This is a genomic window from Micromonospora cabrerizensis (genome assembly GCF_022230955.1).
Lineage (GTDB): Bacteria > Actinomycetota > Actinomycetes > Mycobacteriales > Micromonosporaceae > Micromonospora > Micromonospora cabrerizensis.
This window is the reverse complement of record NZ_JAKKFI010000107.1, coordinates 19,453-45,599: the sequence shown is the minus strand read 5'-3', so window position 1 is coordinate 45,599 and position 26,147 is coordinate 19,453. Positions and strand designations below refer to the sequence as shown.

The 26,147-nt window shown below is 72.7% G+C and carries 27 protein-coding genes and 1 riboswitch; of the genes, 22 read left to right on the top strand and 5 right to left on the bottom strand.

The window, feature by feature from the left end; genetic code table 11:
- The first annotated feature begins 147 nt into the window (after positions 1-147).
- The 7 genes from rpe to ribH all read left to right on the top strand — a co-directional run bounded on the left by rpe (position 148) and on the right by ribH (position 6,515).
- A complete protein-coding gene (gene rpe / locus LADH09A_RS28380) occupies positions 148-828 on the top strand; it encodes a ribulose-phosphate 3-epimerase (protein ID WP_238648746.1) in 681 nt (226 codons plus the stop codon).
- Position 829: 1 nt separating this feature from the next.
- Positions 830-1,786 carry a response regulator gene (locus tag LADH09A_RS28375; protein WP_238648745.1) on the top strand — a complete coding sequence of 319 codons (957 nt, stop codon included), beginning with the start codon at positions 830-832 and terminating at the stop codon, positions 1,784-1,786.
- An 80-nt stretch (positions 1,787-1,866) separates the two neighbouring features.
- Positions 1,867-2,038, top strand: a riboswitch (FMN riboswitch).
- Positions 2,039-2,204: 166 nt separating this feature from the next.
- Positions 2,205-3,266, top strand: a complete 1,062-nt coding sequence (gene ribD, locus LADH09A_RS28370; protein WP_238648744.1) for a bifunctional diaminohydroxyphosphoribosylaminopyrimidine deaminase/5-amino-6-(5-phosphoribosylamino)uracil reductase RibD — start codon at positions 2,205-2,207, stop codon at positions 3,264-3,266.
- A 1-nt stretch (position 3,267) separates the two neighbouring features.
- Complete coding sequence (locus tag LADH09A_RS28365) at positions 3,268-3,912, top strand: riboflavin synthase (RefSeq protein ID WP_238648743.1); 645 nt, start codon at positions 3,268-3,270, stop codon at positions 3,910-3,912.
- A complete protein-coding gene (pnuC, locus tag LADH09A_RS28360; RefSeq protein WP_238648742.1) occupies positions 3,912-4,595 on the top strand; it encodes a nicotinamide riboside transporter PnuC in 684 nt (227 codons plus the stop codon). Before LADH09A_RS28365 ends, pnuC begins: the two co-directional genes overlap by 1 nt.
- A gap of 151 nt (positions 4,596-4,746) precedes the next feature.
- The gene (locus tag LADH09A_RS28355) at positions 4,747-6,012 is read left to right on the top strand and encodes a bifunctional 3,4-dihydroxy-2-butanone-4-phosphate synthase/GTP cyclohydrolase II (RefSeq protein WP_238648741.1); all 1,266 of its coding nucleotides are present in this window, start codon (positions 4,747-4,749) and stop codon (positions 6,010-6,012) included.
- Between the two features lie 2 nt (positions 6,013-6,014).
- Positions 6,015-6,515 (top strand): 6,7-dimethyl-8-ribityllumazine synthase, encoded by a 501-nt coding sequence (ribH, locus tag LADH09A_RS28350; protein ID WP_238648758.1) that lies wholly within the window; start codon positions 6,015-6,017, stop codon positions 6,513-6,515.
- A gap of 120 nt (positions 6,516-6,635) precedes the next feature.
- On the opposite strand, the gene LADH09A_RS28345 is transcribed toward ribH, so the two are convergent.
- The 3 genes from LADH09A_RS28345 to LADH09A_RS28335 are packed head-to-tail and all read right to left on the bottom strand — an operon-like array spanning position 6,636 to position 9,087.
- On the bottom strand, positions 6,636-7,379 hold the full coding sequence (locus LADH09A_RS28345) for an amino acid ABC transporter ATP-binding protein (protein WP_238648740.1): 744 nt from the start codon (positions 7,377-7,379) through the stop codon (positions 6,636-6,638).
- A 2-nt stretch (positions 7,380-7,381) separates the two neighbouring features.
- Positions 7,382-8,227, bottom strand: a complete 846-nt coding sequence (locus tag LADH09A_RS28340) for an amino acid ABC transporter permease (protein WP_238648739.1) — start codon at positions 8,225-8,227, stop codon at positions 7,382-7,384.
- A complete protein-coding gene (locus LADH09A_RS28335; RefSeq protein WP_238648738.1) occupies positions 8,224-9,087 on the bottom strand; it encodes an ABC transporter substrate-binding protein in 864 nt (287 codons plus the stop codon). The genes LADH09A_RS28340 and LADH09A_RS28335 overlap by 4 nt, the downstream gene beginning before the upstream one ends.
- A 145-nt stretch (positions 9,088-9,232) precedes the next feature.
- Here LADH09A_RS28335 and LADH09A_RS28330 point away from each other — a divergent pair, with 145 nt between their 5' ends.
- From LADH09A_RS28330 to LADH09A_RS28285, 10 genes are all read left to right on the top strand, one after another.
- Positions 9,233-9,496, top strand: coding sequence for a phosphoribosyl-ATP diphosphatase (locus LADH09A_RS28330; protein WP_238648737.1), 264 nt, complete (start codon positions 9,233-9,235; stop codon positions 9,494-9,496).
- Positions 9,497-9,543: 47 nt separating this feature from the next.
- Positions 9,544-10,389, top strand: a complete 846-nt coding sequence (gene hisG / locus LADH09A_RS28325) for an ATP phosphoribosyltransferase (protein ID WP_130400361.1) — start codon at positions 9,544-9,546, stop codon at positions 10,387-10,389.
- Positions 10,390-10,739: 350 nt separating this feature from the next.
- Positions 10,740-11,213 carry a PH domain-containing protein gene (locus LADH09A_RS28320; protein ID WP_238648736.1) on the top strand — a complete coding sequence of 158 codons (474 nt, stop codon included), beginning with the start codon at positions 10,740-10,742 and terminating at the stop codon, positions 11,211-11,213.
- Positions 11,214-11,939: 726 nt separating this feature from the next.
- Positions 11,940-12,590: a translation initiation factor IF-3 gene (infC, locus tag LADH09A_RS28315; protein WP_238648735.1), complete on the top strand. Its 651-nt coding sequence runs from the start codon at positions 11,940-11,942 to the stop codon at positions 12,588-12,590.
- A gap of 19 nt (positions 12,591-12,609) precedes the next feature.
- Positions 12,610-12,804 carry a 50S ribosomal protein L35 gene (gene rpmI, locus LADH09A_RS28310; RefSeq protein ID WP_007458415.1) on the top strand — a complete coding sequence of 65 codons (195 nt, stop codon included), beginning with the start codon at positions 12,610-12,612 and terminating at the stop codon, positions 12,802-12,804.
- A 32-nt stretch (positions 12,805-12,836) separates the two neighbouring features.
- On the top strand, positions 12,837-13,229 hold the full coding sequence (gene rplT / locus LADH09A_RS28305; protein WP_030488429.1) for a 50S ribosomal protein L20: 393 nt from the start codon (positions 12,837-12,839) through the stop codon (positions 13,227-13,229).
- Between the two features lie 83 nt (positions 13,230-13,312).
- Positions 13,313-14,110, top strand: a complete 798-nt coding sequence (locus LADH09A_RS28300; protein ID WP_274530279.1) for a TrmH family RNA methyltransferase — start codon at positions 13,313-13,315, stop codon at positions 14,108-14,110.
- 220 nt (positions 14,111-14,330) lie between these two features.
- Positions 14,331-15,398 carry a phenylalanine--tRNA ligase subunit alpha gene (gene pheS, locus LADH09A_RS28295; protein WP_238648733.1) on the top strand — a complete coding sequence of 356 codons (1,068 nt, stop codon included), beginning with the start codon at positions 14,331-14,333 and terminating at the stop codon, positions 15,396-15,398.
- A 40-nt stretch (positions 15,399-15,438) separates the two neighbouring features.
- The gene (gene pheT / locus LADH09A_RS28290; protein WP_238648731.1) at positions 15,439-17,985 is read left to right on the top strand and encodes a phenylalanine--tRNA ligase subunit beta; all 2,547 of its coding nucleotides are present in this window, start codon (positions 15,439-15,441) and stop codon (positions 17,983-17,985) included.
- A 27-nt stretch (positions 17,986-18,012) separates the two neighbouring features.
- Positions 18,013-18,462 carry a S26 family signal peptidase gene (locus LADH09A_RS28285; RefSeq protein WP_238648729.1) on the top strand — a complete coding sequence of 150 codons (450 nt, stop codon included), beginning with the start codon at positions 18,013-18,015 and terminating at the stop codon, positions 18,460-18,462.
- Between the two features lie 69 nt (positions 18,463-18,531).
- On the opposite strand, the gene LADH09A_RS28280 is transcribed toward LADH09A_RS28285, so the two are convergent.
- Positions 18,532-18,747 carry a hypothetical protein gene (locus tag LADH09A_RS28280; protein ID WP_210927842.1) on the bottom strand — a complete coding sequence of 72 codons (216 nt, stop codon included), beginning with the start codon at positions 18,745-18,747 and terminating at the stop codon, positions 18,532-18,534.
- 156 nt (positions 18,748-18,903) lie between these two features.
- Between LADH09A_RS28280 and LADH09A_RS28275 the strand changes: the two genes are divergently transcribed.
- The 3 genes from LADH09A_RS28275 to LADH09A_RS28265 are packed head-to-tail and all read left to right on the top strand — an operon-like array spanning position 18,904 to position 21,875.
- Positions 18,904-19,458 (top strand): MauE/DoxX family redox-associated membrane protein, encoded by a 555-nt coding sequence (locus tag LADH09A_RS28275; protein ID WP_238648728.1) that lies wholly within the window; start codon positions 18,904-18,906, stop codon positions 19,456-19,458.
- Between the two features lie 36 nt (positions 19,459-19,494).
- Positions 19,495-20,034 carry a TlpA family protein disulfide reductase gene (locus LADH09A_RS28270; protein WP_238648727.1) on the top strand — a complete coding sequence of 180 codons (540 nt, stop codon included), beginning with the start codon at positions 19,495-19,497 and terminating at the stop codon, positions 20,032-20,034.
- Complete coding sequence (locus LADH09A_RS28265; RefSeq protein ID WP_238648726.1) at positions 20,031-21,875, top strand: ABC transporter ATP-binding protein; 1,845 nt, start codon at positions 20,031-20,033, stop codon at positions 21,873-21,875. Before LADH09A_RS28270 ends, LADH09A_RS28265 begins: the two co-directional genes overlap by 4 nt.
- On the opposite strand, the gene LADH09A_RS28260 is transcribed toward LADH09A_RS28265, so the two are convergent.
- Positions 21,845-23,677 (bottom strand): AfsR/SARP family transcriptional regulator, encoded by a 1,833-nt coding sequence (locus tag LADH09A_RS28260; RefSeq protein WP_238648725.1) that lies wholly within the window; start codon positions 23,675-23,677, stop codon positions 21,845-21,847. The two genes, LADH09A_RS28265 and LADH09A_RS28260, sit on opposite strands and share 31 nt — an antisense overlap.
- A 223-nt stretch (positions 23,678-23,900) precedes the next feature.
- On the opposite strand from LADH09A_RS28260, the gene argC reads away from it, so the two are divergent.
- On the top strand, positions 23,901-24,902 hold the full coding sequence (gene argC / locus LADH09A_RS28255; RefSeq protein WP_238648724.1) for an N-acetyl-gamma-glutamyl-phosphate reductase: 1,002 nt from the start codon (positions 23,901-23,903) through the stop codon (positions 24,900-24,902).
- Positions 24,899-26,071: a bifunctional glutamate N-acetyltransferase/amino-acid acetyltransferase ArgJ gene (gene argJ / locus LADH09A_RS28250; protein ID WP_238648723.1), complete on the top strand. Its 1,173-nt coding sequence runs from the start codon at positions 24,899-24,901 to the stop codon at positions 26,069-26,071. Before argC ends, argJ begins: the two co-directional genes overlap by 4 nt.
- Positions 26,072-26,147 lie beyond the last annotated feature (76 nt).

Sequence of the window (26,147 nt, the reverse complement as noted above, 5' to 3'; positions counted from 1 at the left end):
TCGATCGGCCAGCCACTGACGTCTGTTCGTCCGGAAACGGCGGTCCGGAGTGACCAATTCTGCACCACTGGTCACTGCGGGGTAACAGCGCGTCCCCGAAGGTGGCGCGATGCGGGTTGCGGGCCGCGACGTTCGTACACTGGCCACGTGACCGTACCGCCGCCGATCGTCGCGCCGAGCATTTTGGCCGCCGATTTCGCCCGCCTCGCCGAAGAAGTCCGTGCCGTCGAGGACGCCGCGGACTGGTTGCACGTCGATGTGATGGACAACCATTTCGTGCCCAACCTGACCATCGGGCTGCCCGTCGTGCAGAGCCTGCGGGCTGTCACCGCGATGCCGTTCGACGTGCACCTGATGATCGAGGACCCACGCCGCTGGGCCCCCGGTTACGCCGACGCCGGGGCGTACAACGTCACCTTCCACGCCGAGGCGTCCGACGACCCGGTGGCGCTGGCCAAGGACCTGCGCTCGGCCGGCGCGAAGGCTGGCCTGGCCATCGACCGGGACACCCCGATCGAGCCGTACCTCGACCTGCTGCCCAGCTTCGACACCCTGCTGATCATGACGATCAAGGCCGGCTTCGGCGGGCAGCGGTTCATCCCGCAACTGCTGGACAAGGTGCGTACCGCCCGCCGGCACATCTCGGCCGGGCACCTGGAGCTGCGCATCGAGGTGGACGGCGGGATCGCCGCCGACACCATCGAGCAGGCCGCCGCCGCGGGCGCCGACGCGTTCGTGGCCGGCACCGCCGTCTACGGCGCCGCCGACCCGGCGGAGGCCGTACGGCACCTGCGGGCACTGGCGGAACGCGCGGCTCCGAGCGCCTGACGTGGACCCCGACGACGACCGCAAGGACATCATCCTCGTCGTCGACGACGACGAGGACATCGCCCGTTTCGTCGAGTTCAACCTGCGGCTGCACGGCTTCGAGGTGATCCACGCCAGCGACGGCCAGGAGGCCCTCGAGGTCATCGAACGCCAGCGTCCCGACCTGGCGGTGATCGACCTGATGATGCCCCGGATCGACGGGCTGGAGCTGACGCGGCGGCTGCGCGCCGACCCGATGACCTCCGCCATTCCGGTGATCATGTTGACGGCCAAGGGCATGACCGTCGACAAGGTGCACGGGCTCAGTGCCGGCGCCGACGACTACCTGGTCAAGCCGTTCGACACCGCCGAGCTGGTGGCCCGGGTCTCGTCCACGCTGCGCCGCAACAAGGAGTTCCGCGAGGTTTCCCCGCTGACCGGGCTGCCCGGCAACAGCCGGATCCGTCGGGAGATCAGCGACCGGGTCCGCAACGGTGTCGACTACGCGGTCGGCTACATCGACATCGACCGGTTCAAGAGCGTCAACGACCGGTACGGCTTCGTCCGCGGTGACGACTTCATCTCCGCGCTGGCCCGCAGCCTGCACCGGGCGGTGGTGGCGGTGGGGCTGCCACCGGCCTTCCTCGGTCACGTCGGCGGCGACGACTTCGTGATCGTCTGCGCCCCGGACCAGGTCCGCTCGCTGACGTCGCGGGCGGTGGTCGACTTCGAGAAGTCGGCCGACACGCTCTACGACGCGACCGACCGGGAGCGCGGCTTCGTCGAGCTGAAGGACCGGCGCGGCAACATCCGGCGCGCCGCCCTGGTCACGCTCTCCATCGGGGTGTCCCTCTCCGACGCCGGCAAGCGGTTCACCGACCCCCTCGAAGCCATCGCGGTGGCCTCGGAGATGAAGACGGTCGCCAAGAGCCAGCCGGGCTCGTACGTGGCCGTGGACCGGCGTCGCGGCGTCACCTGACGCGTGATACCGCTGTGAAGTACCTCGCCTAGGTGGCGGCGCACCCGCATCGGCGTGTAAGACTGCCGGTATAACCCACCACGCGCTGGCGGGACTCGGTGAAATTCCGAACCGGCGGTGATCCACGGTCCAACCGTGGTCAGCCCGCGACCCGGACGGCTTCGGCCGCCCGGTGGACCTGGTGAAAATCCGGGGCCGACGGTTGGGGGCGGTTCGTCCGCGCCCAGACAGTCCGGATGGGAGACAGCGCGCGGGACGGACGGGTCCGAGCCGGCCGCTGGCTTCAGCGTGCCGTGCCGAGCCCCCCCGGGGCGGCTGTGCCGTTCCCGGACTCCGCCTCCGCCTGCCCGCGGCCCCATGGCCGCAGCCTCCCTGACCGCCGCGCGCGGACGGCGAGTGAGAGGGCAGGGGCAGCGCGATGGCCAGCGTCTCCGTCGATGAGGCGATGCGGCGTGCGATCGAGTTGGCGGCGCGCGGGCTCGGCACGACCAGCCCCAACCCGGTGGTCGGTTGCGTGCTGCTCGACGAGGACGGCCAGGTCGTGGGCGAGGGCTTCCACGCGTACGCCGGCGGGCCGCACGCCGAGATCGTCGCCCTGGCGCAGGCCGGGCAGCGCGCCAAGGGCGGCACCGCAGTCGTCACTCTGGAACCGTGCGACCACACCGGTCGCACCGGCCCCTGCAGTTCCGCGCTCGTCCAGGCCGGGGTCGCCCGCGTGGTCATCGCCGTGCCCGACCCCAACCCGGTCGCGTCCGGCGGCGCCGCCACCCTGCGCGCCGCCGGGGTCCGTGTCGACCTGGGGGTACGCGGGGAGGAGGCCGAGGCCGGCAACGTCGCCTGGCTGACCTCGATGCGCCGGGGCTGGCCGTACGTCATCTGGAAGTACGCCGCCACCGTCGACGGGCGCTCGGCCGCGCTGGACGGCACCAGCATGTGGATCACCTCGGAGGCGGCCCGGATCGACGTGCACGCGCTGCGTGGCACTGTCGACGCGGTGCTGGCCGGGGTGGGCACCGTGCTCGCCGACGACCCCCGGTTGACCGCTCGCAACCTGCGCGACGGCAGCCTGGCCATCCGGCAGCCGCTGCGTGTGGTGGTGGACAGCTCGGGTCGTACCCCCGCTGACGCCCGGGTCCGCGACGGCGCCGCGCGGACGTGGATCGCGACCGCCGACGAGGTGGGCGCCGACCCGGACGGCCGGGTCGACCTGACGGCGCTGCTCGCGGCGCTGCACCAGCGCGGGGTCCGCGCGGTGCTGCTGGAGGGCGGCCCCCGGCTGGCCGGCGCGTTCCTGCGGGCCGGCCTCGTCGACAAGATCGTCGGGTACGTCGCGCCCCGGTTGCTCGGCGCCGGCCCGACCGCCCTGATCGACGCCGGAGTGAGCACCATCGCTGAGGCCATCGATCTGGAGTTCGTCGACGTTACGCAGATCGGTCCGGATCTCCGGATCACCGCTTTGCCCCGCAAAAGGGAGGGCTGAGATGTTCACCGGCATTATCGAGGAGTTGGGCGAGATCGTCCGGGTCACGCCGACGGCGGGCGATTCGGCGTTGATCGGCGTACGCGGTCCGCTGGTCACCTCCGACGCCCGGCACGGCGACTCCATCGCGGTCAACGGCGTGTGCCTGACCGTGGTGGAGGTGGCCGACGGGGTCTTCACCGCCGACGTGATGGGGGAGACGCTGCGCCGCTCCGCGCTGGGCGCCCTGAGCGTCGGTGACCCGGTCAACCTGGAGCGGGCGGCCGCACTCGGCAGCCGGCTCGGCGGGCACCTGGTGCAGGGCCACGTGGACGGCGTCGGCGCGGTGCTCTCCCGGGAGCCGGCCGAGCAGTGGGAGACGGTCCGGTTCCGGCTGCCCGCCGCCCTGTCCCGGTACGTGGTGGAGAAGGGCTCGATCACCATCGACGGTGTCTCGCTGACCGTGGCCGAGGTGGGCGCGGACGAGTTCGCCGTCGGGCTGATCCCGACCACGCTCAAGCTGACCACGCTCGGCGCGAAGAGTGTCGGCGACCCGGTCAACCTGGAGGTCGACGTGCTGGCCAAGTACGTCGAGCGGCTGCTCGGCGACCGGCTCACCGGCACCGACGGCACCGGGGTGGCCCCGATCACCGGCGGGGTGGCCTGATGGGCCCGCTGAGCTGGCTGCTGGACGCCCAGGTGCAGGTGGGCGGCTCGCCGGTGCTGGCCCGGGAGATCGTCGGCAACGTGTTCGGGCTGGTCTCCGCGCTGCTCGGGCTGCGCCGGCTGGTCTGGGCGTGGCCGGTCGGCATGGTCGGCAACGCGCTGCTGCTCACCGTCTTCCTCGGCGGGGTGTTCGCCACCCCGCAGGAGCACGACCTGTACGGGCAGGCCGGCCGACAGGTGTTCTTCTTCGCCGTCAGCGTCTACGGCTGGTGGCGCTGGCAGTCGAACCGCCGCGCCGACGGCGGTCAGGCAGCGGTCGTCCCGCGCTGGGCCACCGGGCGGGAGCGGCTGATGCTGCTGCTGGCCGCCGTGGTCGGCACCGCCGCCGCGTACCCGGTGCTCAAGGCGCTGGGCTCGTGGGGTCCGCTGCCCGACGCCTGGATCCTCACCGGCAGCCTGCTGGCCACCTACGGCATGGCACGCGGCTGGGTGGAGTTCTGGCTGCTCTGGATCGCGGTGGACGCGGTCGGCGTGCCGCTGCTGCTGCGCGGCGGGTTCTACCCGTCGGCGGTCATGTACCTGATCTACGGCGCCCTCTGCGCCTGGGGCTTCGCCGCCTGGTGGCGCACCTCGCGTGCCGCGGCCCTCGCCCGCACGCCCATCTACCGGGAGGCCGTCGCATGAACGAGCGTAGCGAGCGAATCATCAGGTGCAGCCCCATGGTGCCTCATGACGCCACTGCTCACAGTCCGACCCCCGGCCGAGGCCGCGTGGTCCTGTCAAGACAGACCGACGCGGCCGGGGCTCGGACCGTTCGGCGAAGCGGAGTGGCGGCATGAGCAGCTTCGGAAGCATCGAGCAGGCGGTCGCGGAGATCGCGGCCGGCCGGCCGGTGGTCGTCGTCGACGACGCCGACCGCGAGAACGAGGGCGACCTGATCTTCGCGGCCGAGCTGGCCACACCGGAGCTGATGGCGTTCATGGTGCGCTACACCTCCGGGTACGTCTGCGTGGCGTTGACCGAGAGCGAGGCCGACCGCCTCGACCTGCCGCCGATGCACCACACCAACCAGGACCGGCGCGGCACCGCGTACACGGTGACCGTGGACGCCCGGGAGGGCGTCGGCACCGGCATCTCGGCGGCCGACCGTGCGCACACCAGCCGGCTGCTGGCCGGCGCGGCGACCGACCCGACCGACCTGTCGCGGCCGGGGCACGTCGTGCCGCTGCGCGCCCGCGAGGGCGGGGTGCTGCGCCGCCCCGGGCACACCGAGGCGGGGATCGACCTGACCCGGCTGGCCGGGTTGCGCCCGGCGGGCGTGCTCTGCGAGCTGGTCAACGACGACGGCACGATGATGCGACTGCCGGACCTGGAGAAGTTCTCCGCCGAGCACGGCCTCACGCTGATCACGATCGCCGACCTGATCGCCTACCGCCGGCGCACCGAGAAGCAGGTCGAGCTGGTCGCCGACGCCCGGATGCCCACCCGGCACGGGGTGTTCCGGGCGCTCGGCTACCGCGCCGAACACGACCCGGCCGAACACATCGCGATGGTGCTGGGCGACCTCGGCGACGGCCAGGACGTGCTGGTCCGGGTGCACTCCGAGTGCCTCACCGGGGACGTGTTCGGCTCACTGCGCTGCGACTGCGGGCCGCAGTTGGACGCCGCGCTGGCCCGGGTCGCGCGGGAGGGCCGGGGCGTGGTGCTCTACGTCCGCGGGCACGAGGGGCGCGGCATCGGGCTGCTGCACAAGCTGCAGGCGTACCAGTTGCAGGACTCCGGCCGCGACACGGTCGACGCCAACCTCGACCTGGGCCTGCCGGCCGACGCCCGCGACTACGGCACCGGTGCGCAGATCCTCTACGACCTGGGTGTGCGCTCGATGCGCCTGCTGACCAACAACCCGGCCAAGCGGGCCGGGCTGGAGGGGTACGGGTTGACCATCACCGGCCGCGAGGGGTTGCCGGTCGGCGCGCACCCGGAGAACATGCGCTACCTGCGCACCAAGCGGGACCGGATGGGTCACCTGCTGGACGAGTTGGACGAGCTGTCCGAGGCGCCGCTGGGGCGCCCGGTCGCCAACGACGAGATCGGAGCATGACGATGGCGGGTTTCGGTGAGCCGGGAGTCGACGCGGTGGACGCCGCGGGGCTGACCGTCGGGATCGTCGCCGCCCGCTGGCACGGCGACCTGACCGACCACATGCTGGAGCGGGCGGTGGCGGCCGCCGAGGCGTGCGGCGCCCGGTCCGTGGTCGCCCGGGTCGCCGGCTCGGTCGAGCTGCCGGTGGTCGCCCAGGCCCTCGCGCGTCGCTGCGACGTGGTGGTAGCCCTCGGCGTGGTGGTCCGCGGCTCCACCGCGCACTTCGACTACGTCTGCCGCTCGGTCACCGACGGGCTGACCCGGGTGGCGCTGGACGAGGGCAAGCCGGTGGCGCACGGGGTGCTGACCGTGGAGACCATCGAGCAGGCCCGGGACCGCGCCGGTCTGCCCGGCTCGGCGGAGGACAAGGGCTGGGCGGCGACCGTCGCCGCGCTCGACGCCGCGCTGGCCGTCCGGACCGTCGCCGCCGGCAACGCCCAGAGGGTCGGCTTCGGCGGCTGAGGCCGCCCCTGCCGTCGGCCGGCCCTTGCCTGCGGCCGGCTTAAGGGCCGCCGGCTTGAGGGGCGGTCGGCTTGAGGGGCCGCCGGCTTGAGGGGCGGTCGGCTTCAGACGCGGTCGGCTTCAGAGGCGGCCGGCCTCGATGATCCGGTGTAGGAACTGCCGGGTGCGAGGCTGGGTCGGCTCGCCCAGCACCTGTTCGGGTGGGCCACTCTCGACGACCCGCCCCTGGTCGAGGAAGCACACCTGGTCGGCAACCTCCCGGGCGAAGCTCATCTCGTGGGTGGCCAGCACCATCGTCATCCCGTCGGCCTTCAGGTCCCGGATCATCGCCAGCACCTCGCCGACGAGTTCCGGGTCCAGCGCGGAGGTCACCTCGTCGAGCAGCATCAGCCGCGGTGAGTTCGCCAGCGCCCGGACGATCGCCACCCGCTGTTGCTGCCCGCCGGAGAGCCGGTCCGGGTAGGCGTCCGCCCTGGCGCCGAGCCCCACCCGGTCGAGCAGCTCCCGGGCCTGGGCCTCCGCCTCCGCACGGGCCCGCCGGTGTACGCGACGCGGGGCGAGCGTGACGTTCTCCAACACGCTCAGGTGCGGAAAGAGGTTGTACGCCTGGAACACCATGCCGATCCGCCGACGGACCCGGTCCGGGTCCACCCGGGGATCGGAGATGTCCTCCCCGTCCAGCTCGATGGTGCCGTCGTCCAGCTCCTCCAGCAGGTTCACGCACCGCAGCAGTGTCGACTTGCCGGACCCGGAGGCACCGATCAGCGCGACCACCTGATGCTCGGAGACGGTCAGGTCGAGCTGGTCGAGCACCACCTGACCGGCGAACTCCTTGCGCAGACCCCGACAGCGCAGCAGCTCCATCGTCAGCCTCCCGACTGTCGGCGGGCCGCCCGCAGCGTCACCCAGTCGGTGACCGCGATCAGCGGGATCGCGAGCAGCACGAAGAGCACGCCCGCCACGACGTACGGCGTGTAGTTGAACGACTGGGCGGTGGCGATCTGCGCGGCGCGTACCGCGTCGATCGGCCCGGCGAGCGAGACCAGGCCGACGTCCTTCTGCAACGCCACCACGTCGTTGAGCAGGGGCGGCGCCACCCTGCGGACGGCCTGCGGCAGCACCACGTGCCGCATCGTCTGCCGGTAGGTCAGGCCCAGCGAGCGGGCCGCGGCGAGCTGACTGGGGTGCACCGACTCGATGCCGGCCCGGAACACCTCGGCGAGATATCCGCCGTAGGTGAGGACCAACGCGGCCCCACCGAGCACCAGCACCGGCGGCATACCCTGCAGTCGCAGGCCGGGCACGCCGAGCGTGAGCAGGTACAGCACGATGATCAGCGGAAGGCCGCGGAAGGTGTAGGTGTAGCCGGCGGCCAGCGCCCGGACCGGGAAGAAGACCGGGCCGCGCAACGTCCGCAGCACCGCGATCACCAACCCGAGCAGCAGCGCGCCGACCGCACAGCAGACCAGCAGCCGAACGTTGAGCCAGAGCCCGCTCAGCACCGCCGGCAACGCGTCCCGGGCGATCTCCGGGTCCAGGAACGACTGCCGCACCCGGTCCCACCCGGGCGCACCGGTCACCGCGACGACCAGCAGCGTGCCGAGCGCCGCCGTGGAACAGGCCGCGACCACCACGCTGTGGACGGTCTGCCGATGCCGGTACGCCGACCGACGCCGCTGCGCCTCCGAGGGGACGTGATCCAGGAGCGTCACCGCAGCTCGGCCGCCCCCGCCGCCTGCGCGAGCCACGTCTGCTCCAACTGCTTCAGCGTGCCGGCCGCGGTGAGCTGACCGACCGCGCCGGTCACGCACTTGGTCAACGGGGAGTTCTTGTCCAGCAGCAGGCCGAACGCCTCGGGCGTACCGACCTGCGGCACCTGACCGACGATCGTCGCGTCGGTGATCTCCGCCCCGGTGATGTAGAAGGCGGTCGGCAGGTCCACCACGAGCCCGTCCAGCTGCCCGTTCTGCAGGGCCTTCTTGGCGTCGTCGTTGCTGTTGTAGACCTGCGGCTTGGCCGACGGCTTGATCACCTCGGTGATCGCCTGGTAGCTGGTGGTGCCCACCTGCGCGCCGAGTCGCGCGTCGCGGAGATCGGCCAGCGACGTCCTGCCGGCGATCTTCGACGACTTCAACGCGATGACGGTCTGCCGCACCAGGTAGTACGGCGCGGAGAAGTCGACCGCCTGCTTGCGCTCGTCGGTGATGGAGAACTGGTTGATGTCGAAGTCGAAGTCCTTCGGCCCGGGCGCGATCGCGGTGTCGAACTTCACCCGGGTCCAGGCGACGTCGGCGCGGGCGTAGCCGAGCTTCTCCGCAACCGCGTACGCGACGGCGGACTCGAAGCCCTCGCCGCTCTCCGGCTTGTCCTTCGAGAACCACGGCTCGTACGCGGGCTGGTCGGTGGCGATGGTGAGCTTGCCCGGCGTACGGGTGGGCAGGCTGTCCTTGGCGCACGACAGCCCCGTGGTGACGGTGGGGGTTGGTAGCTCCTTCTGTGGCGCGCATCCGGCGGTGGCGGCGACGACGGCACCGGCGAGGGCGAGCGCGAGGAGACGTGAGCTGCTGGCCATGGCCGACAGCGTAGAGCTCCATGAGCATCGATCGAAGATTTTCCCACCACGCTGATAGGGAATTGCCGCCTCGATGTCCCGCTGACTGGGTGTCAGCCGACCCGGACGCGCGGTGCGAGTCGACCGGCTGGAAGAATCGTCTTTCGTGAAGACGTTCGAGGAGTTGTTCGCCGAGCTGCAGGCCAAGGCCGCCGCCGGCACCCCGGGCTCGGGCACCGTCGCCGCCCTGGACAAGGGGGTGCACTTCATCGGCAAGAAGGTCGTCGAGGAGGCGGCCGAGTCGTGGATGGCCGCCGAGCACGAGGGGCCGGAGCGCACCGCCGAGGAGATCTCCCAACTGCTCTACCAGGTCCAGGTGCTGATGATCGCCAGCGGTCTCGACCTCAAGGACGTCTACCGACATCTGTGAGTGCCCCCACCCGTTGATCGCCATCCGGATCGAAGGAGCACTCCGTCATGTTGCGTGTCGCCATTCCCAACAAGGGCACCCTGGCCGAGCCGGCCGCCCAGATGCTGCGTGAGGCGGGCTACCGCCAGCGCACCGACCCCAAGGACCTCGTCTGCCGCGACGAGGCAAACGACGTCGAATTCTTCTACCTGCGTCCCAAGGACATCGCCACCTACGTCGGCTCCGGTGACCTCGACCTCGGGATCACCGGCCGGGACCTGCTGATCGACTCGGCCGCGCCGGCGGAGGAGGTCGTCGACCTCGCCTTCGGTCGCGCCACCTTCCGCTTCGCCGCCCGCCCCGACGACATCGCCTCCGTGCAGGACCTGGGGGGCCACCGGATCGCCACCGCGTACCCGGGTCTGGTCGAGCGGCACCTCGGCGAGGTGGGCGTCAAGGCCGACGTGATCCGCCTCGACGGTGCGGTGGAGAACGCCGTACGCCTCGGTGTCGCCGACGTGATCGCGGACGTCGTGGAGACCGGCGCCACCCTGCGCCAGGCGGGCCTCGTCGTCTTCGGTGAGCCGCTGCTGCGCTCCTCGGCGGTGCTGGTCCGCCGTGCCGGCGCGCCCGCGCACGCGCAGGCCGAGCAGTTGCTGCGCCGCCTGCACGGTGTGCTGGTGGCCCGCCGTTACGTGATGCTCGCCTACGACGTGCCGGCCGGCCTGCTGGACCGCGCCAGCGGGCTCACCCCGGGCATCGAGTCACCCACCGTCTCGCCGCTGCACCGCGAGGGCTGGGTGGCGGTGCAGGCGATGGTGCTGCGCGACGACGTCCACCGGATCATGGACGAGCTGTACGAGTTGGGCGCCCGCGCCATCCTCGTCACCAACATCCACGCCTGTCGCCTCTGACCGGTTTCGGGTCCTCGCGCGCACTCGGCGCTTGATCAACTCGGGTTCGCTGGAACGGGGGTGTCCGAATGCCAGGGACACCCCCGTTTCCTTGATGTCGAGTGGATCACTGTGAGGGCTCGACGCGCGAACGTCCGCGGGCCGCATCCCGGACCCGCAAGATCGCGCTCGATCATTGAAGTAGTGGCCTCGCGCTCGACCGAGGCCACTGGATCCTGGATCGAGCGCGATCTTGACGTGGCCGGTGCGCCGTCGAGCTGCGCGAGAAGCTGGCAGCCATGCGTCGCCGGTGCGTGGCGGCTCGGCGGGTGGTGCGTTTGATGGGCGAGTGCGGGTGGCAGACTGGTGGGGTGAGTGAAACCGAACTGGTCCGCCTGAAGCCCCGCCGCATCCGCGTGGTCTGCTGGTCGGCGGCAGTTGCGCTGGTGGTCGTGTTCGGTCTGGTCGCCACCTCGCTGAGTGGGCCGACCGGCGACGGTTACGGCAGCTTCCAGCGCGGCGACCAGATCGCCATGATCGGCCTGGGCGTCTTCGGGGCGCTGGGGTTCCTCCTGTTCACCCGTCCGCGGGTGGAGGCGGACGCGCGTGGCATCCGGGTGCGCAACGTCATCAGCTCCTACGAGCTGCCCTGGGAGGTTGTCCGGGGAGTCCGCTTCGACCGGGGCGCGCCGTGGGCCAGCCTGGAGCTGCATGACGACGACCTCCTGCCGATGGTCGCCCTCCAGGCCGCCGACAAGGAGCTGGCCGTCGACGGGGTCCGCGCACTGCGGCGCCTGCACGAGGCGCACCAGGCCCACCTCGCCGAACGCGCCGTTGGCCGCTGACCCGCACCCAACTCCCGGGCCCCGCGTCGGGGTCTGCCGCGTGTCGGGTCTACCGCGCGTCGCGGTCACGCCGTGTGTAGGCGTCTGCCCTGCGTTGGGGTCCGCCGGGCATCAGGTGCTGCCCTGCGTCTGGGCCTGCCCCGCGTGGGCGTCTGCACCGCACTCGCGCCGCACCGCGTGCGCCCGCCGCACCCCCACCGGCAAGATCTGGGCAACTTCCCGGAAACTGCTGTCTCAGCGTCGCCGGAGGCAGCACTTTCCGGGAAAGTGCACGGATCTTGACCGGCACGATCGGCGCGCGACCGGCACGATCGGCACGACCGGCGCGCGACCGGCGCGACGGGGACCACGAGCGCGGCCGACGGGAACCACGAGCGCGGCCGGCGCGACCCGCCTGGGCCCGAGGTCATGCCCGGTTTGGGGGCGGCCGGGACGCCGGTGTACTGTTATCCAGTCGACCAGGCTGTCTCCGCGTGCGAGCAGACGGCCTTGAAAGCGGAGCGCCTGCTCCCACCCGAGTCGCCGCTACGGTGGCCGGGTCCGGTCACCGGTTCCGGGCATGTCCCGGCACCGGATGCGCGATCCTGTGATCGTGCTGACCGGTCGAGCGGGCCCTGGCATGCGCCGGGGCCTTCTGCTTTTCGGGTTGGTTCCCATCCGGGGGCCGCGGGGGTCGGCAACTGAGCAGAAGCGACTCGAGGAGGCCCCATCAGCGTCGAACCACGCGTGAACGAGCAGATCCGGGCACGTGAGGTCCGACTGGTCGGCCCAGAGGGTGAGCAGGTGGGCATCGTCCCGCTGGAGCGCGCTCTTCAGCTGGCCGCGGACGTCGATCTGGACCTGGTCGAGGTTGCGCCGATGGCGCGCCCGCCGGTGTGCAAGCTCATGGACTTCGGCAAGTTCAAGTACGAGAGCGCACTCAAGGCGCGCGAAGCGCGGCGTAACCAGCAGCAGACCGTCATCAAGGAAATGAAGCTTCGGCCGAAGATCGACCCGCACGACTACGAGACCAAGAAGGGTCACGTGGTGCGGTTCCTCAAGGCGGGCGACAAGGTCAAGGTGACGATCATGTTCCGCGGTCGCGAGCAGAGTCGTCCGGAGCTGGGTTACCGGCTTCTGCGTCGACTCGAATCCGAGATCACGGAACTGGGATACGTCGAGGCCGCTCCCAAGCAGGACGGCCGAAACATGATCATGGTTCTCGCTCCGCACCGGGCCGTGAAGGCCTCCGCGGTCGCCGCCACGGCGTCCCGCGGTGGACCTCGGGACCGGGTAGGGGACGAGTCCGCCGCTCCGGAAGCCGATGAGACCGCAGCGGTCGGCGAGACCGCAGCAGCCGGTGACACCGGCCTCGCCGCCGATACCAGCGGCGAGTAACAGGGGAGAGACGTTCCACATGCCGAAGATGAAGAGCCACACGGGTATGGGTAAGCGGGTCAAGGTGACCGGCAAGGGCAAGATCGTTGCCCAGCAGGCCGGCCTCCGTCACAACCTGGAGAAGAAGCCCTCCACCCAGACCCGCCGGCTGACCGGCACGGTCGTGCTGGCCAAGGCCGACGTCAAGCGCATCAAGAAGCTGCTCGGCCGCTGACGCGCGCCACCTTTACGTAATAAGGAGTTGAGATGGCACGCGTCAAGCGGGCTGTAAACGCCCAGAAGAAGCGTCGTACCCTGCTGGAGTCCGCGAGCGGTTACCGCGGTCAGCGCTCCCGGCTGTACCGCAAGGCCAAGGAGCAGGTGCTGCACTCGATGCAGTACGCCTACCGGGACCGTCGCGACCGCAAGGGCGACTTCCGGCAGCTGTGGATCCAGCGGATCAACGCGGGCGCCCGGGCCAACGGGATGACCTACAACCGCCTGATCCAGGGCCTGCGTCTGGCCGGCATCGAGGTCGACCGCAAGATCCTGGCCGACATGGCTGTCAACGACGCCGCCTCCTTCGCGGCGATCGTCGAGCTGGCCCGGGCCGCGGTCACGGCCGAGGGCACCGGCGGCGCGGCGGCTCAGGCCGCCTGATCCCCACGCACCAGAGCGAGGCGTCTCCCGTGTCGGCACCGCCGTCCGGGGGGCGCCTCAATCGTGCCGGAGGAGCGCACACCATGGCTTTCACCCCGCGTACCCCCAGGATTGTCGCCGCCCGTCGGTTGCAACGTCGTCGGGACCGCGACGCCACCGGCCAGTTCCTGGCCGAGGGCCCACAGGCGGTCCGCGAGGCCCTCGCGCGGCCGGAGGTGGTCACCGAGTTGTTCGGTACGCCCACCGCCCTCGACCGGCACCCGGATCTGGCCGCCACGGCGGCCCGCGCCGACGTGCCGGTCTCCGAGGTCACCGACGAGGCCCTCGCCGCGCTGACCGAGACCGTCGCCCCGCAGGGGCTGGTCGCCGTCTGCCGGCACCTCGACGTGTCGTTGGAGCAGGCCCTCGCGGGCGGGCCCCGGCTGGTGGCGGTGCTCGCCGAGATCCGCGACCCGGGTAACGCCGGCACGGTGCTGCGCACCGCCGACGCGGCCGGGGCGGGCGCGGTGGTCTTCGCCGGTGACGCCGTCGACCCGTACAACGGCAAGTGTGTCCGGGCCTCCGCCGGCAGTCTCTTCCACCTCGACGTGGTGCGCGCCGCCGACCCGGTCCAGGTGGTCGACGCGCTGCGGGCCGCCGGGCTATCGATCTTCGCCACCACGGGGTACGGCGACAGCGACCTAGACGACATGACCGACTACGGTCGGCTCGTCGGGCCCACCGCCTGGCTGTTCGGCTCGGAGGCGCACGGCCTGCCCGAGGAGTTGGCCGCCGCCGCCGACGCCCGGGTGCGGGTGCCGTTGTACGGGCGCGCGGAGAGCCTCAACCTGGCTGCCGCGGCGGCGGTGTGCCTGTACGCTTCAGCGAGAGCACAGCGCTGAGGGTGATCGTGCCCGGCGCGACTGACAGCAGAGGAGAGCGTCCGCCCATGAACGCGTCACGGCGTTCGTTTAGCCAGCCCGCCGGTGTCGGCGGGCGGCGGGCCTGACCTGCTCCCTGCACAACTCCTACCGGCGGGCTGCGGCACAGCCGCGCGTCCGTAGACTCGCTTAGCCGCCCCCGGTGAGGGCTGGCGCCGCCGTGAGGGAGTGCCCGTACGCCATGAGCTACCGCAACGATCCGTACGACCCGAAGCAGGTTGCCCTGCTCGACCCCGCCGCCCTGGACGAGGCTGTCGCGGACGCCACGAAGGCGTTCACGGCGGCCGCCGACCCGGACGCGCTGACCGCGCTGCGCTCGGTGCATCTCGGTGACCGGTCACCGGTCTCGCTGGCCCGCCGGGAGATCGGCGCGTTGCCGCCGGCCGCGAAGTCCGATGCCGGCAAGCGGGTCAACGAGGCCCGCCGGGCGATCGAGACCGCGTACGCCGACCGCGCCGAGGTGGTGGAGCGCGAGCAGGCCCAGCGGGTGCTGGTCGAGGAGCGGGTGGACGTCACCCTGCCCTTCAACCGGCGTCCCCGGGGCGCCCGACACCCGCTGAGCACCCTGATGGAGTCGATCAGCGACCTGTTCGTCGGGATGGGCTACGAGGTGGCCGAGGGGCCCGAGGTCGACCTGGAGTGGGTCAACTTCGACGCGTTGAACATCCCCGCCGACCACCCGGCGCGCGGGTTGATGGACACGTTCCACATCGCACCGGAGGGCTCCGGCCTCGTTCTACGAACGCACACCTCGACGGTGCAGACCCGCACCATGCTCAGCCGCAAGCCGCCGATCTACGTGATCGTGCCCGGCCGGGTCTACCGCACCGACGAGATCGACGCCACGCACAGCCCGGTGTTCCACCAGGCCGAGGGTCTGGTGGTGGACAAGGGCATCACGATGGCGCACCTGCGGGGCACGCTGGACCACTTCGCCCGGGCGATGTTCGGCCCGGAGGCGAAGACCCGGTGGCGGCCGCACTACTTCCCGTTCACCGAGCCGTCGGCGGAGTTCGACGTGTGGTTCCCGGAGCACCGCGACGGCCCGCAGTGGGTCGAGTGGGGCGGCTGCGGCATGGTCAACCCGCGGGTGCTGCGCGCCTGCGGCGTGGACCCGGAGGTCTACTCCGGATTCGCCTTCGGCATGGGCATCGACCGGACCCTGATGGTCCGGCACGGGGTCAGTGACATCCGCCATCTCTTCGAGGGCGACGTGCGGTTCAGCCGCGCGCTCGGGACCGGGGCGTAGGCGATGCGGGTACGAGACACGGGAACGGTGGTCTGACGTCATGCGAGTTTCTGTCAGTTGGCTGCGGGAGTACGTCGACCTCCCCGCCGACCTGCCCACCGGTGACCTGGAGCAGGCACTGGTCGACCTTGGCATCGAGGTCGAGTCCGTGGTGGACCTGGCCGCCACCGTCACCGGTCAGCTCGTCGTCGGTGAGGTCCGCGAGATCGAGGAGCTCACCGGCTTCAAGAAGCCGATCCGGTTCTGCCGGGTCGACGTGGGGGCCGCCAACGGCACCGGGGAGCCGCAGGAGATCGTCTGCGGGGCGCGCAACTTCGCCGTCGGTGACCGGGTGGTCGTGATCCTGCCCGGTGGTGTGCTGCCCGGTGGCTTCGCGATCGGCGCCCGCAAGACGTACGGGCACAACTCCGCGGGCATGATCTGCTCGGCGAAGGAGTTGGGCCTGGGCGACGACCACTCCGGCATCATCGTGCTGGGGCCGGACGTCACGGCCAAGCCGGGCGACGACGCGCGCCCGGTGGTCGGCCTCGACGACGTCGTGCTCGATCTGGAGATCACCCCCGACCGGGGGTACGCGCTGAGCCTGCGGGGTCTGGCCCGGGAGCTGTCGCACGCGTTCGACGTGCCGCTGCACGACCCGGCCCTGGTGCCCGCGCCGAGCGGCACCGAGACGCCGGCGTACCCGGTGGAGGTCCGCGACACGGTCGGCTGCGACCGGTTCACCGCCCGCCTGGTCCGGGGCGTCGACCCGAGCGCGCCCACCCCGTCGTGGATGGCCCAGCGGCTGGTCACCGCCGGCATCCGCAGCATCTCGCTGCCGGTGGACATCACCAACTACGTGATGCTGGAGCTGGGCCAGCCGATGCACGCCTTCGACGCCGACCGGGTCGTCGGGCCGTTGGTGGTCCGCCGCGCCGAGGCGGGGGAGAAGCTGACCACCCTGGACGGCGTCAACCGGGTGCTCACCGCCGACGACATGGTCATCTGCGACGACACGGGGCCGATCTCCCTCGCGGCGGTGATGGGCGGTGAGACCAGCGAGGTCGTCGCCGGCACCAGCACCGTGCTCTTCGAGGCGGCGCACTGGGACCCGGCGATGGTCGGGCGTACGGCCCGCCGGCACAAGCTGTTCAGCGAGGCCGCGAAGCGCTGGGAGCGGGGCGTCGACCCGGCCGTGGCGCTGGTCGCGTTGCAGCGTGCCGTGCGGCTGCTCACCGAGCACGGTGGTGGCACGCCGAGCGCGGAGATCCTGGACATCGACCACGTCCGGCCGCGTACCCCGATCACCCTGCCGGCGGACCTGCCCACCCGGCGGGTCGGCGTCGAGTACCCGCCGGCGCGGGTGGTCGCCCTGCTGGAGCGGGTCGGCTGCACGGTCGCGCAGGGCGCGGACCGGTTGTCCGAGGACCCGGGCGCGGTCGGTGTGGCCAGCGGGGCCGGGACGGCGCTGAGCGTCACCCCGCCGTCCTGGCGGCCCGACCTGACCGACCCGGCCGACCTGGTGGAAGAGGTGGTCCGCCTCGACGGGTACGACCGGGTGCCGTCGGTGCTCCCGACCGCGCCTCCCGGTCGCGGCCTGACGCTGCGGCAGCGTCGGCGCCGGGCGGTCGCCGGGTCCCTCGCCGAGCGGGGGTACGTGGAGGTGCTCGCGCACCCGTTCGTGTCGCCGGAGCTGGCCGACCAGCTCGGCCTGGCTGCCGACGACCCGCGTCGACCGGCGGTGCGCCTGGCCAACCCGTTGTCCGAGGAGGAGCCGCTGCTGCGCACCACGCTGCTCGGCCCGCTGCTCGGGATCCTCAAGCGCAACCTCGGTCGGGGTCACCGCGACCTCGCCCTCTACGAGATCGGTGCGGTCTTCCACCCGCGCGTCGGTGCCGGCAGCCCGCCGGAGATGGGTGTGGACCGGCGTCCCACCGACGCGGAGTTCGCCGCCGCCGACGCGGTGGTGCCGGCGCAGCCGGTGCACGTCGCGGTGGTGCTCGCCGGCGACCTCGACCCGGCCGGCTGGTGGGGTGCGGGTCGACCGGCCGGCTGGGCGGACGCGATCGAGGCGGCCCGTGACGTGCTCGACGCCGCCGGTGTCACCGGCGAGCGGGTCGAGGTGCGGGCGGCCGAGTACGCGCCGTGGCACCCGGGTCGCTGCGCCGAGCTACGGGTCGACGGCTCGGTCGTCGGACACGCCGGCGAGCTGCACCCGTTGGTGGTCGCGGCGCTGGAGCTGCCCCGCCGCACTTGCGCGATGGAGCTGGACCTCGACGCGCTGCCGCCGACCCCGGTGACGCCCGCGCCGACGGTGTCCGGCTTCCCGCCGGCGCTGATCGACGTGGCCCTGGTGGTGGACGACTCGGTGCCGGCGGAGCAGGTGCGCCGGGCGTTGGAGGCGGGCGCCGGTGAGCTGCTGGAGGACGTGCGGCTGTTCGACGTGTACTCCGGCGCGCAGCTCGGTGACGGTCGCCGGTCGTTGGCGTACAAGCTGACCTTCCGGGCACCGGACCGGACGCTGACGGTCGAGGAGGCGGTCGCGGCCCGCGACGCGGCGGTCGCCGTCGCGGCGGAGCGCCTCGGCGCGACCCTGCGCGGCGCCTGAGCGATGCCGGTGCTGGGATGGCTCGCGGTGGCCGCCGTACTCGCGGCGGCCACCGCCGGCCTGATCTGGGCGCGCCGGCACCTGCTGCTGGTCGCGGTGGTGGGGCGCAGCATGGAGCCGACGCTGCGCTCCGGTGACCGGGTGCTGGCCCGGCGCGTGCCGTTGGCCCGGGTCCGGCCCGGCGACGTGGTCGTGGTGGTGGCTCCGGCGGGGATGACCGCCGGGCGACCGGCCCGCCCCGACGTTCCGGGCGCCCCTGGCCTGCTGATCAAGCGGGCGTACGCGGTGCCCGGCGACCCGGTGCCGGTGGACCGGGTGCCGCTGCTGCGCCAGAGCGGCGAGCGGGTCGTGCCGGCCGGTCGGCTGGTGGTGCTCGGCGACAACCCGTCGCAGAGCTACGACTCCCGCGAGTGCGGCTACATCCCGGAGCCGGACGTGCTGGGCGTGGCGGTCCGACCGCGACCGCGCCCGAGCTGAGCACGGCCCGGTGACCCGCAGAACGGTGTGCCGCCCGGCCCCGGGGCCGGACGGCACACCGTCACCGCCTCAGCAGAGGGCGGACATCGTGCTCGCGCCCGCGCTGCAGTAGTAACCGCAGCTTCCGCAGGTCGTCTTGCAGCCCAGGCTCGTGCTGCACCGCTTGAAGTAGCACGTCCCACAGAGCGCGCAGTACGGGTCCGGCGGACAGCCGGCGGCTGCCGTCACCTTGGGTACGAACACGCCGAGCATCCGCTCGCCCAGGTTCTCCAGTCGACGGAACATTCGTTCACCTCCCCTCGATACGGATCGTTGCCGGGACGCTACGGCGGGTCGGTACACCGCCGGTACAGCCGAGTCGGAGGTCGGCGAGAGCCGATGTATCCGCGATGTATCCGCCACTTCTAGCGTGGGCCTCCCGGCAATGGGAGGTGCGTACGGATGCGAGCCCTGGAACTGACCGCACGGCTGCTGCTGGCCCTGGTGTTCCTCGCCGCGGTCGTCGGCAAGCTGCGGACCCGGGCGGGTTTCACGGAATTCGTCGGGTCGGTCGGCCAGTTCGGCGTGCCCGACCGCTGGACCGTGCCCGCCGCCCGGGTCGCGGTGACCGCCGAGGCCGCCGTCGTGGTGCTGCTTGCCGCCCCCCGGACCGTGCCGGTCGGGCTGGTGCTCGCCGTCGGGCTGCTGGGTGTGCTCACCGCCGCGATCGTCGGGGCGCTGCGTCGGGGCGCCCGGCCGGCCTGCCGCTGCTTCGGCGCCGCCGACGCGCCGGTCGGGCCCCGGCACGTCGGGCGCAACCTCGCTCTGGCCGTGGTGGCGCTGCTCGGCCTGCTCGGCTGGGCCACCGCCACCGGTCCGCCGCCGTCCGCGTCGGCCGTCCTGGTCGCCGTCGGTGCGGCGGTGCCCCTCGCCGCCGTGGTGGTCCGGCTCGACGACCTGGTCGCCCTCTTCGCCCCCACACCGTCGCGGCCGTCCCGTCCGGCCGGTCGGCACTGACCCCGGTTCGTATCCCCGCACCCCGAAGGAGCCCTCATGGCGCTGTTGACCGTCGCCGTCGTTGTCGTCGCCGCTCTCGGCCTGCTCAACCTGGTCCTGCTGCTCGGTGTGGTCCGCCGGCTGCGCGAGCACTCCGACCTGCTCAGCGACCAGCAGGGCCAGCCCCCGGCGGTGATGCTGGAGGTGGGGTCGATCCCCGGTGACTTCGTCTCGACCACCGTGGACGGTCGGTTGTTCTCCCGCGCCGACCTGCCGCCGATGACCCTGGTGGCGTTCCTGTCGCCCAGCTGTGAGCACTGCGAGGAGCAGTTGCCGGTGCTCATCGACCGGGCCCGGACCATGCCCGGCGGCGCGGAGCACGTCTGGGTGGTGGTGGTCGGGAAGGGCCCGGAGACCCAGCCGTACGCCGATCGGTTCGCCGGCCTGGCGACCGTCTTCGTGGAGCCGGGCACCGGCGCGCTCCCGCTGGCCTTCGGGGTCAAGGGGTTCCCGGCGTTCGGCCTGCTCGACGAGCGCGGCATCGTGGCGTCGACGGCGTTCGGCATCGCCCGGTTGGACCTGCCGGTGGCGCGGTGAGCGGCCCCCGGCTCGCACCGAGGCGGGCTGCCCGGCACGCCCGGTCGGCACTGGGGCTGACCTGGCGGGCCGCCCCGGGGGGCACCACGACGGACCTGCTGCTGGCGGTGCTGGCCGGGTTGACCCCGGTGCTCGTGGCGGCGCTCACCAAGCTCGTGCTGGACCGGCTCACCGGTGGGGGCTCGGTCGGCGTGCCGCTGACCGCGCTCGCCGCCGGTCTGGCCGTGGCCGCCGCGCTCGGCACGGTCCTGCCGCACCTGCGCACCTACGTGGCGGCGCAGCGGTCGCGGGCGGTGTCGCGGCTGGTGCGCCGCCGTCTCTACGACGCGGTGCAGCGGCTCGTCGGGCTGGTGCGGTTGGAGGACCCGGAGTTCCAGGACCGGTTGCAGGCCGCCCAACAGACCGGTCACCTCGGCCCCACCCAGCTGACCGGCAACGCGTTCGGCGCGGTGCAGAGCGCGCTGGCGATGACGGGGTTCCTCGGCGTCCTGTTGGTGCTCAACCCGCTGATCGGCGCGTTGGTGCTGTTGGCCGCGCTGCCCACCCTCTGGATGCAGTTGCGGCTCAACCGGGCCCGCGCGGCGATGGTGCTGCGGATGGAGCACTTCCAGCGGCGGGACCTGTTCTTCGCCCAGTTGCTGGTGGGTGTGCCGGCGGCCAAGGAGGTGCGCCTGTTCGGTCTGGGCCGGTTCTTCGGCGACCGGATGCTCGACGAGCTGCACGACCTGCACCGGGTGGAGCAGCGACTGGACCGCCGGGAGGTGCGCGCCCAGGCGGTGCTCGGCCTGCTCGGGGCGACGGTGGCGGGCATCGGGGTGGTCTACACCGTCTCGGTCGCCCGTGCGGGCGGGCTCAGCCCCGGCGACGTGGTGATCTTCCTGGCCGCGGTCCCGGGGGTGCAGGGCGCGCTGGGCAGCCTGGTCGTCCAGCTCGGCGCGATCCACCAGGCGTTGCTGCTCTTCGATCACTACGACCAGGTGGCGCACGTCGAGACGGACCTGCCGGTGCCGGCCTCGCCCCGGCCGGTGCCGCCGCTGACCGAGGGCATCGAGCTACGGGACGTGTGGTTCCGCTACTCGCCGCAGCATCCGTGGGTGCTGCGGGGGGTCGACCTGCACCTGCGCGCCGGTGCCACGACCGCTCTGGTGGGGCTCAACGGCGCGGGCAAGAGCACCCTGGTCAAGCTCCTCTGCCGGTTCTACGACCCGGAGCGCGGCAGCATCCGGTGGGACGGGGTCGACCTGCGCGAGTTCGATCCGGCGGAGCTGCGCGAGCGGCTGGGGGCGGTGTTCCAGGACTTCATGCCGTACGACCTCAGCGCGGCGGAGAACATCGCGTTGGGTGACCTGAGTGCCCGGGACGACCCGGAGCGGCTGCGTACCGCCGCCCGGTACGCGGGCATCGACGACGCGTTGACCGCGCTGCCCCGTGGCTACGACACGCTGCTGACCCGGATCTTCTTCGACGGCCCGGACCGGGACGACCCGCAGGCCGGGGTGGTGCTCTCCGGCGGTCAGTGGCAGCGGGTGGCGCTGGCCCGGGGGTTCCTGCGGGCCGAGCGGGACCTGCTGATCCTCGACGAGCCCAGCTCCGGCCTGGACGCCGAGGCCGAGCACGACCTGCACCGCCGGTTGGGTGAGCTGCGCCGGGGTCGTACGAGTCTGCTCATCTCGCACCGGCTCAACGCGGTGCGCGACGCGGACACGATCGTGGTGCTCGCCGACGGTCGGGTCGTCGAGCGGGGTGACCACCGGGAGCTGCTGGCCGCCGCGGGCCGGTACGCCCGGTTGTTCGGCCTGCAGGCCCGCGGCTACCGGGAGGACGCCCCGGCGCCGGTCTGACCGGCCAGGTCGCCGCTCGCCTCGGTGGCGGCGAGTTCGGCGGCGTAGAGCCGGACGAGTTCGCCGATGTGGAACCGGCCGGGTCCGGCCGGCTCGGCGAGCTGCGCGGCGACCAGGCGGTCCAGTGCCCGTGCCGCGTCCTCGGGCGGGGCCCCGCTCAGCATGGCGGCCAGTTCGGCGGTGACCGGCCCGGGGTGGGCTCGACCGAGCCGGAGGAAGACCGGCGCGGCCGACCCGAGCCGGTGGTAGCTGGCGCTGAGCCGGGGCCCGAGGCCGGTCTCGGCGAGCCGGTACCGCTCGTCGCGCAGCAACCGCGCCAACCGGGTCAGCGACCAGTGCGGCCCCTCGGTCAGCCGACCGGCGGCGGTGCGCAACGCGAGGGGCAGCCGCTCGCAGAGGTTGACCACCGCCGAGGCCGCCTCCGGCTCCGCGTCCACCGTCCGGGCTCCGGCGGTGGCGCGCAGCATCGCCAGCGCGTCGGCGGCGGGCAGCGGATCGAGCCGCAGGCCGGGGGCGTCGCCGGTGGTGACCGGGTTGCGGCTGGTGACCAGCAGCGCGCACCCGCCGCGGACCGGCAGCAGGCCGTCGACCTGGGCGGCGTCGGCGGCGTTGTCGAGCACCAGCAGCACGCGCCGGTCGAACAGCAGGGACCGGACCCGGGCGCGTGCCTCGGCGACGCTGGTCGGCTCCGGTTCGTCGGCGCCCGGGTGCAGGGCCCGGAGCACCCGGGTGGCGACCTGCAACGGCGGGGGCGGAGCGTCGGCGACCGACCCGCCGAGATCGAGGTGGAGCTGGCCGTCGGGGAAGGCGTCCAGCGCTGCCGCGGCGGCGCGCAGCGCCAGTGCCGACTTGCCGGTGCCGGCCATGCCGTAGACGGCCACGGTGACCGGTTGCCGCCGGGTGTCGACGAGCGCCTGGCGCAGCCGGGCCAGCTCTGCTTGCCGGCCGACGAACGACGCGGCGGGGCAGGGCAGCTCGTGCGGCACCCGCGGCGCGACGGTACGGTGCCGGGTCGGTGTGCCGCCGGGTCGTCGGGGCGGGACCGCCGGGCGGCGCTCGTGGCGGCGTACCGAGCGGTACAGCTCGGTCAGCTCGGGCCCGGGAGCCACACCCAGTTCGCCGTCGAGCGCCCGGCAGGCCGCCTGGTAGGTCTGCACCACGCCGGCATGGTCGCCGGCGCGGTGCAGGGCGGTCATCAGCAGCGCCCACGCCGGCTCGCGCAGTGGATGCTCCGCGAGGTGCTGGCGCAGCAGGGTCAGCACCTCCGGTGTGCCCCGGTCGCCCAGGTCCAGGCGGCAGGCCGCGTACGTCTCCCGGGCGCCGGCGCGCCGCTCGCGCAGCCGGTCGAAGGCGGCTGCGGTAGCCGGCCCGTACGCCGGGGGCGGATCGGTCGGTGACCAGAGCGCGAGCGCGCGGCTCAGCAGGGTGGCGGCCAGTTCGGGTTCTCCGCTGATGCGGGCGGCGTGGCCGTCGCTGGCGAGTCGTTCGAACTCGGTGGCGTCCAGCTCGCCCGGTTCGACGCGGAGCAGGTACCCACCGTGCTCGGCGGGCAGTCGGGGCAGTGCGTCGGGGGAGTCGAGCAGGTGGCGTAGCTGGCTGGCGTGGCTGCGCAGGTTGGCCACGGCCGAGGCCGGGGGTCGTCTGCCCCACAGCTCCTCGCGCAGCCGTTCGACCGGGACGGCCAGATCGGCCTGGAGCAGGAGGGTGACCAGAAGGGCGGTGGGCCGGCCGGCCGGCACTCGCAGGGTCTGTCCGTCGCGACGGACCCGGACCGGACCGAGGATCTCGAACGACAGCCCCACCGCGTCCTCCGTCAGGTGCCCCCACGCGGGCCGGACAGGCCGGCCCACCACCGTCGGAAAGTCATGCTAGTCGATCGAATGCCGACTCACGCGGTTTTGCTGAACGTTGACTCAGGCGACCCGTCCCGTGCCGTTGGGTTCATTGCCATGCATGGGTCTGCATTAACTTGCAGTCGTGAGTCGTCCTTGTTAATCTTCTCTGCATAGTCATGCGGAGGTGAGTATGGGAATCCGAGTCGCGGTCGCCGGTGCGAGCGGCTACGCCGGGGGTGAGTTGCTGCGCCTGGTCGCCGGGCACCCGGAGTTCGACCTGGTCGCCGCCACCGCGCACAGCCAGGCCGGGCACCGCGTCGACGTGGTGCACCCGCAGCTCACCGGGCTCGACCTGGTGCTCGGCCCGACCGACCCGACGGCCCTCGCCGACGCGGACCTGGTCTTCCTGGCCCTGCCGCACGGCGAGTCGGCGGCCCTCGCGGCCCAACTGCCGGCCGAGGTGCGCATCGTCGACCTGGGCGCGGACCACCGGCTCGCCGACCCGTACGCCTGGGCGCAGTACTACGGCGGCACGCACGCCGGGCAGTGGACCTACGGCCTGCCCGAGCTGCCCGGCCAGCGGGAGCTGATCGCCGGCTCCACCCGGGTGGCGAACACCGGCTGCTACGCCGCGGCGATCACCCTGGCGCTCGCGCCGCTGATCGCCGACGGTGCGGCCAGCCCCGCCGACGTGGTGGTCGTGGCCGCCTCCGGCACCTCCGGCGCGGGCCGGGCGGCGAAGCCGCACCTGCTGGCCAGCGAGGTGCTGGGCGACCTGTCGCCGTACCGGGTCGGCACCCACCAGCACGTGCCGGAGATCAAGCAGGCGTCCGGCGCGACCGGCCTGTCGTTCACCCCGGTCCTGGCGCCGATGCCGCGCGGCATCCTGGCCACGGTCACCGCGGTGCCGGCGCGCGGCGTCGACCCGCAGCAGGTGCTGGCGCAGGCGTACCCCGACGCGCCGTTCGTGCACGTGCTGCCGGAGGGCCGCTGGCCGCACACGGCCGCCACGCTGGGCTCCAACTCGTGTCATCTGCAAGCGACCGTGGATGTCGACTCGGGTCGGCTGATCGTGCTCAGCGCGCTGGACAACCTGGGCAAGGGTGCCGCCGGTCAGGCCGTGCAGAACGCCAATCTCATGCTCGGCCTGCCGGAGACGACGGGCCTGTCGATCTGGGGAGTCAGCCCATGAGTGTCACCACCCCTCGGGGGTTCCGCGCGGCCGGAGTGGCCGCGGGCCTCAAGGCCAGTGGTGGCGCGGACGTCGCGCTGGTGGTCAACGACGGCCCGGACGCCGGTGTCGCCGGTGTCTTCACCACCAACCGGGTCAAGGCCGCGCCGGTGCTCTGGAGCCAGCAGGTCGTGCAGGGCGGTGTGGTCCGCGCGGTGGTGCTCAACTCCGGTGGCGCCAACGCCTGCACCGGTCTGGCCGGCTTCCAGGACACCCACGCCACCGCCGAGCACACCGCCGCCGCGCTGACCTCGGTCAGCCCACGGTTGATCCTCGGCGCCGGTGAGGTGGCGGTCTGCTCCACCGGGTTGATCGGTGAGCGGCTGCCGATGCCGAAGCTGCTGCCCGGCGTCCGCTCGGCGATCCGGCAGTTGTCCCGTGACGGCGGCGTGGCCGCCGCCGAGGCGATCATGACGACGGACACCCGGTCGAAGACCACGGTGGCCCGGGGCAGCGGCTGGACGGTCGGTGGCATGGCCAAGGGCGCCGGGATGCTCGCGCCGGGAATGGCCACCATGCTCTGCGTGCTGACCACCGACGCGGTGGCCGGGCCGGCGACCCTGGACGAGGCCCTGCGCGCGGCGACCCGGGTCACCTTCGACCGGGTCGACTCCGACGGCTGCATGTCCACCAACGACACCGTGCTGCTGCTGGCCAGCGGCGCGAGCGGCATCGAGCCGACCCCGGCCGAGCTGGCCGCCGCCGTCACCGCGGCCTGTCACGACCTGGCCCAGCAGTTGGTGGCCGACGCCGAGGGGGCGACCAAGCAGGTCGCCATCGACGTGGTGGGCGCCGCCGACGAGGACGACGCGGTCGAGGTGGGCCGTTCGGTGGCCCGCAACAACCTGGTCAAGACCGCGCTGTTCGGCAACGACCCCAACTGGGGCCGGATCCTCGCCGCCGTCGGCACCACCGCCGCCGCGTTCGAGCCGGACGAGGTGGACGTGGCCGTGAACGGGGTGTGGGTGTGCCGGGGCGGTGCCGCCGCCGAGGACCGCTCGAAGGTCGACCTCACCGGGCGGGACGTGACGATCCGGATCGACCTGCACGCGGGCACGTCGGCCGCGACGATCTGGACCAACGACCTGTCCCACGCGTACGTGCACGAGAACTCGGCGTATTCGACATGAACGCGAGGAACGCAGCGCAGCGGAGTCCCGCAGTCGTGAAGGGAAAGCAGGCACGGTGAGCGCGAGGAACGCAGCG

Coding starts and splice junctions, on each gene's coding strand:
- pnuC (WP_238648742.1), top strand. CDS start 3,912: ATGGGCCCGCTGAGCTGGCTGCTGGACGCCCAGGTGCAGGTGGGCGGC.
- LADH09A_RS28300 (WP_274530279.1), top strand. CDS start 13,313: ATGGCTTTCACCCCGCGTACCCCCAGGATTGTCGCCGCCCGTCGGTTG.
- pheS (WP_238648733.1), top strand. CDS start 14,331: ATGAGCTACCGCAACGATCCGTACGACCCGAAGCAGGTTGCCCTGCTC.
- LADH09A_RS28275 (WP_238648728.1), top strand. CDS start 18,904: ATGCGAGCCCTGGAACTGACCGCACGGCTGCTGCTGGCCCTGGTGTTC.
- argJ (WP_238648723.1), top strand. CDS start 24,899: ATGAGTGTCACCACCCCTCGGGGGTTCCGCGCGGCCGGAGTGGCCGCG.
- ribD (WP_238648744.1), top strand. CDS start 2,205: ATGGCCAGCGTCTCCGTCGATGAGGCGATGCGGCGTGCGATCGAGTTG.
- ribH (WP_238648758.1), top strand. CDS start 6,015: ATGGCGGGTTTCGGTGAGCCGGGAGTCGACGCGGTGGACGCCGCGGGG.
- LADH09A_RS28270 (WP_238648727.1), top strand. CDS start 19,495: ATGGCGCTGTTGACCGTCGCCGTCGTTGTCGTCGCCGCTCTCGGCCTG.
- LADH09A_RS28355 (WP_238648741.1), top strand. CDS start 4,747: ATGAGCAGCTTCGGAAGCATCGAGCAGGCGGTCGCGGAGATCGCGGCC.
- LADH09A_RS28280 (WP_210927842.1), bottom strand. CDS start 18,747: ATGTTCCGTCGACTGGAGAACCTGGGCGAGCGGATGCTCGGCGTGTTC.
- hisG (WP_130400361.1), top strand. CDS start 9,544: ATGTTGCGTGTCGCCATTCCCAACAAGGGCACCCTGGCCGAGCCGGCC.
- pheT (WP_238648731.1), top strand. CDS start 15,439: ATGCGAGTTTCTGTCAGTTGGCTGCGGGAGTACGTCGACCTCCCCGCC.
- LADH09A_RS28345 (WP_238648740.1), bottom strand. CDS start 7,379: ATGGAGCTGCTGCGCTGTCGGGGTCTGCGCAAGGAGTTCGCCGGTCAG.
- rplT (WP_030488429.1), top strand. CDS start 12,837: ATGGCACGCGTCAAGCGGGCTGTAAACGCCCAGAAGAAGCGTCGTACC.
- argC (WP_238648724.1), top strand. CDS start 23,901: ATGGGAATCCGAGTCGCGGTCGCCGGTGCGAGCGGCTACGCCGGGGGT.
- LADH09A_RS28335 (WP_238648738.1), bottom strand. CDS start 9,087: ATGGCCAGCAGCTCACGTCTCCTCGCGCTCGCCCTCGCCGGTGCCGTC.
- LADH09A_RS28365 (WP_238648743.1), top strand. CDS start 3,268: ATGTTCACCGGCATTATCGAGGAGTTGGGCGAGATCGTCCGGGTCACG.
- rpmI (WP_007458415.1), top strand. CDS start 12,610: ATGCCGAAGATGAAGAGCCACACGGGTATGGGTAAGCGGGTCAAGGTG.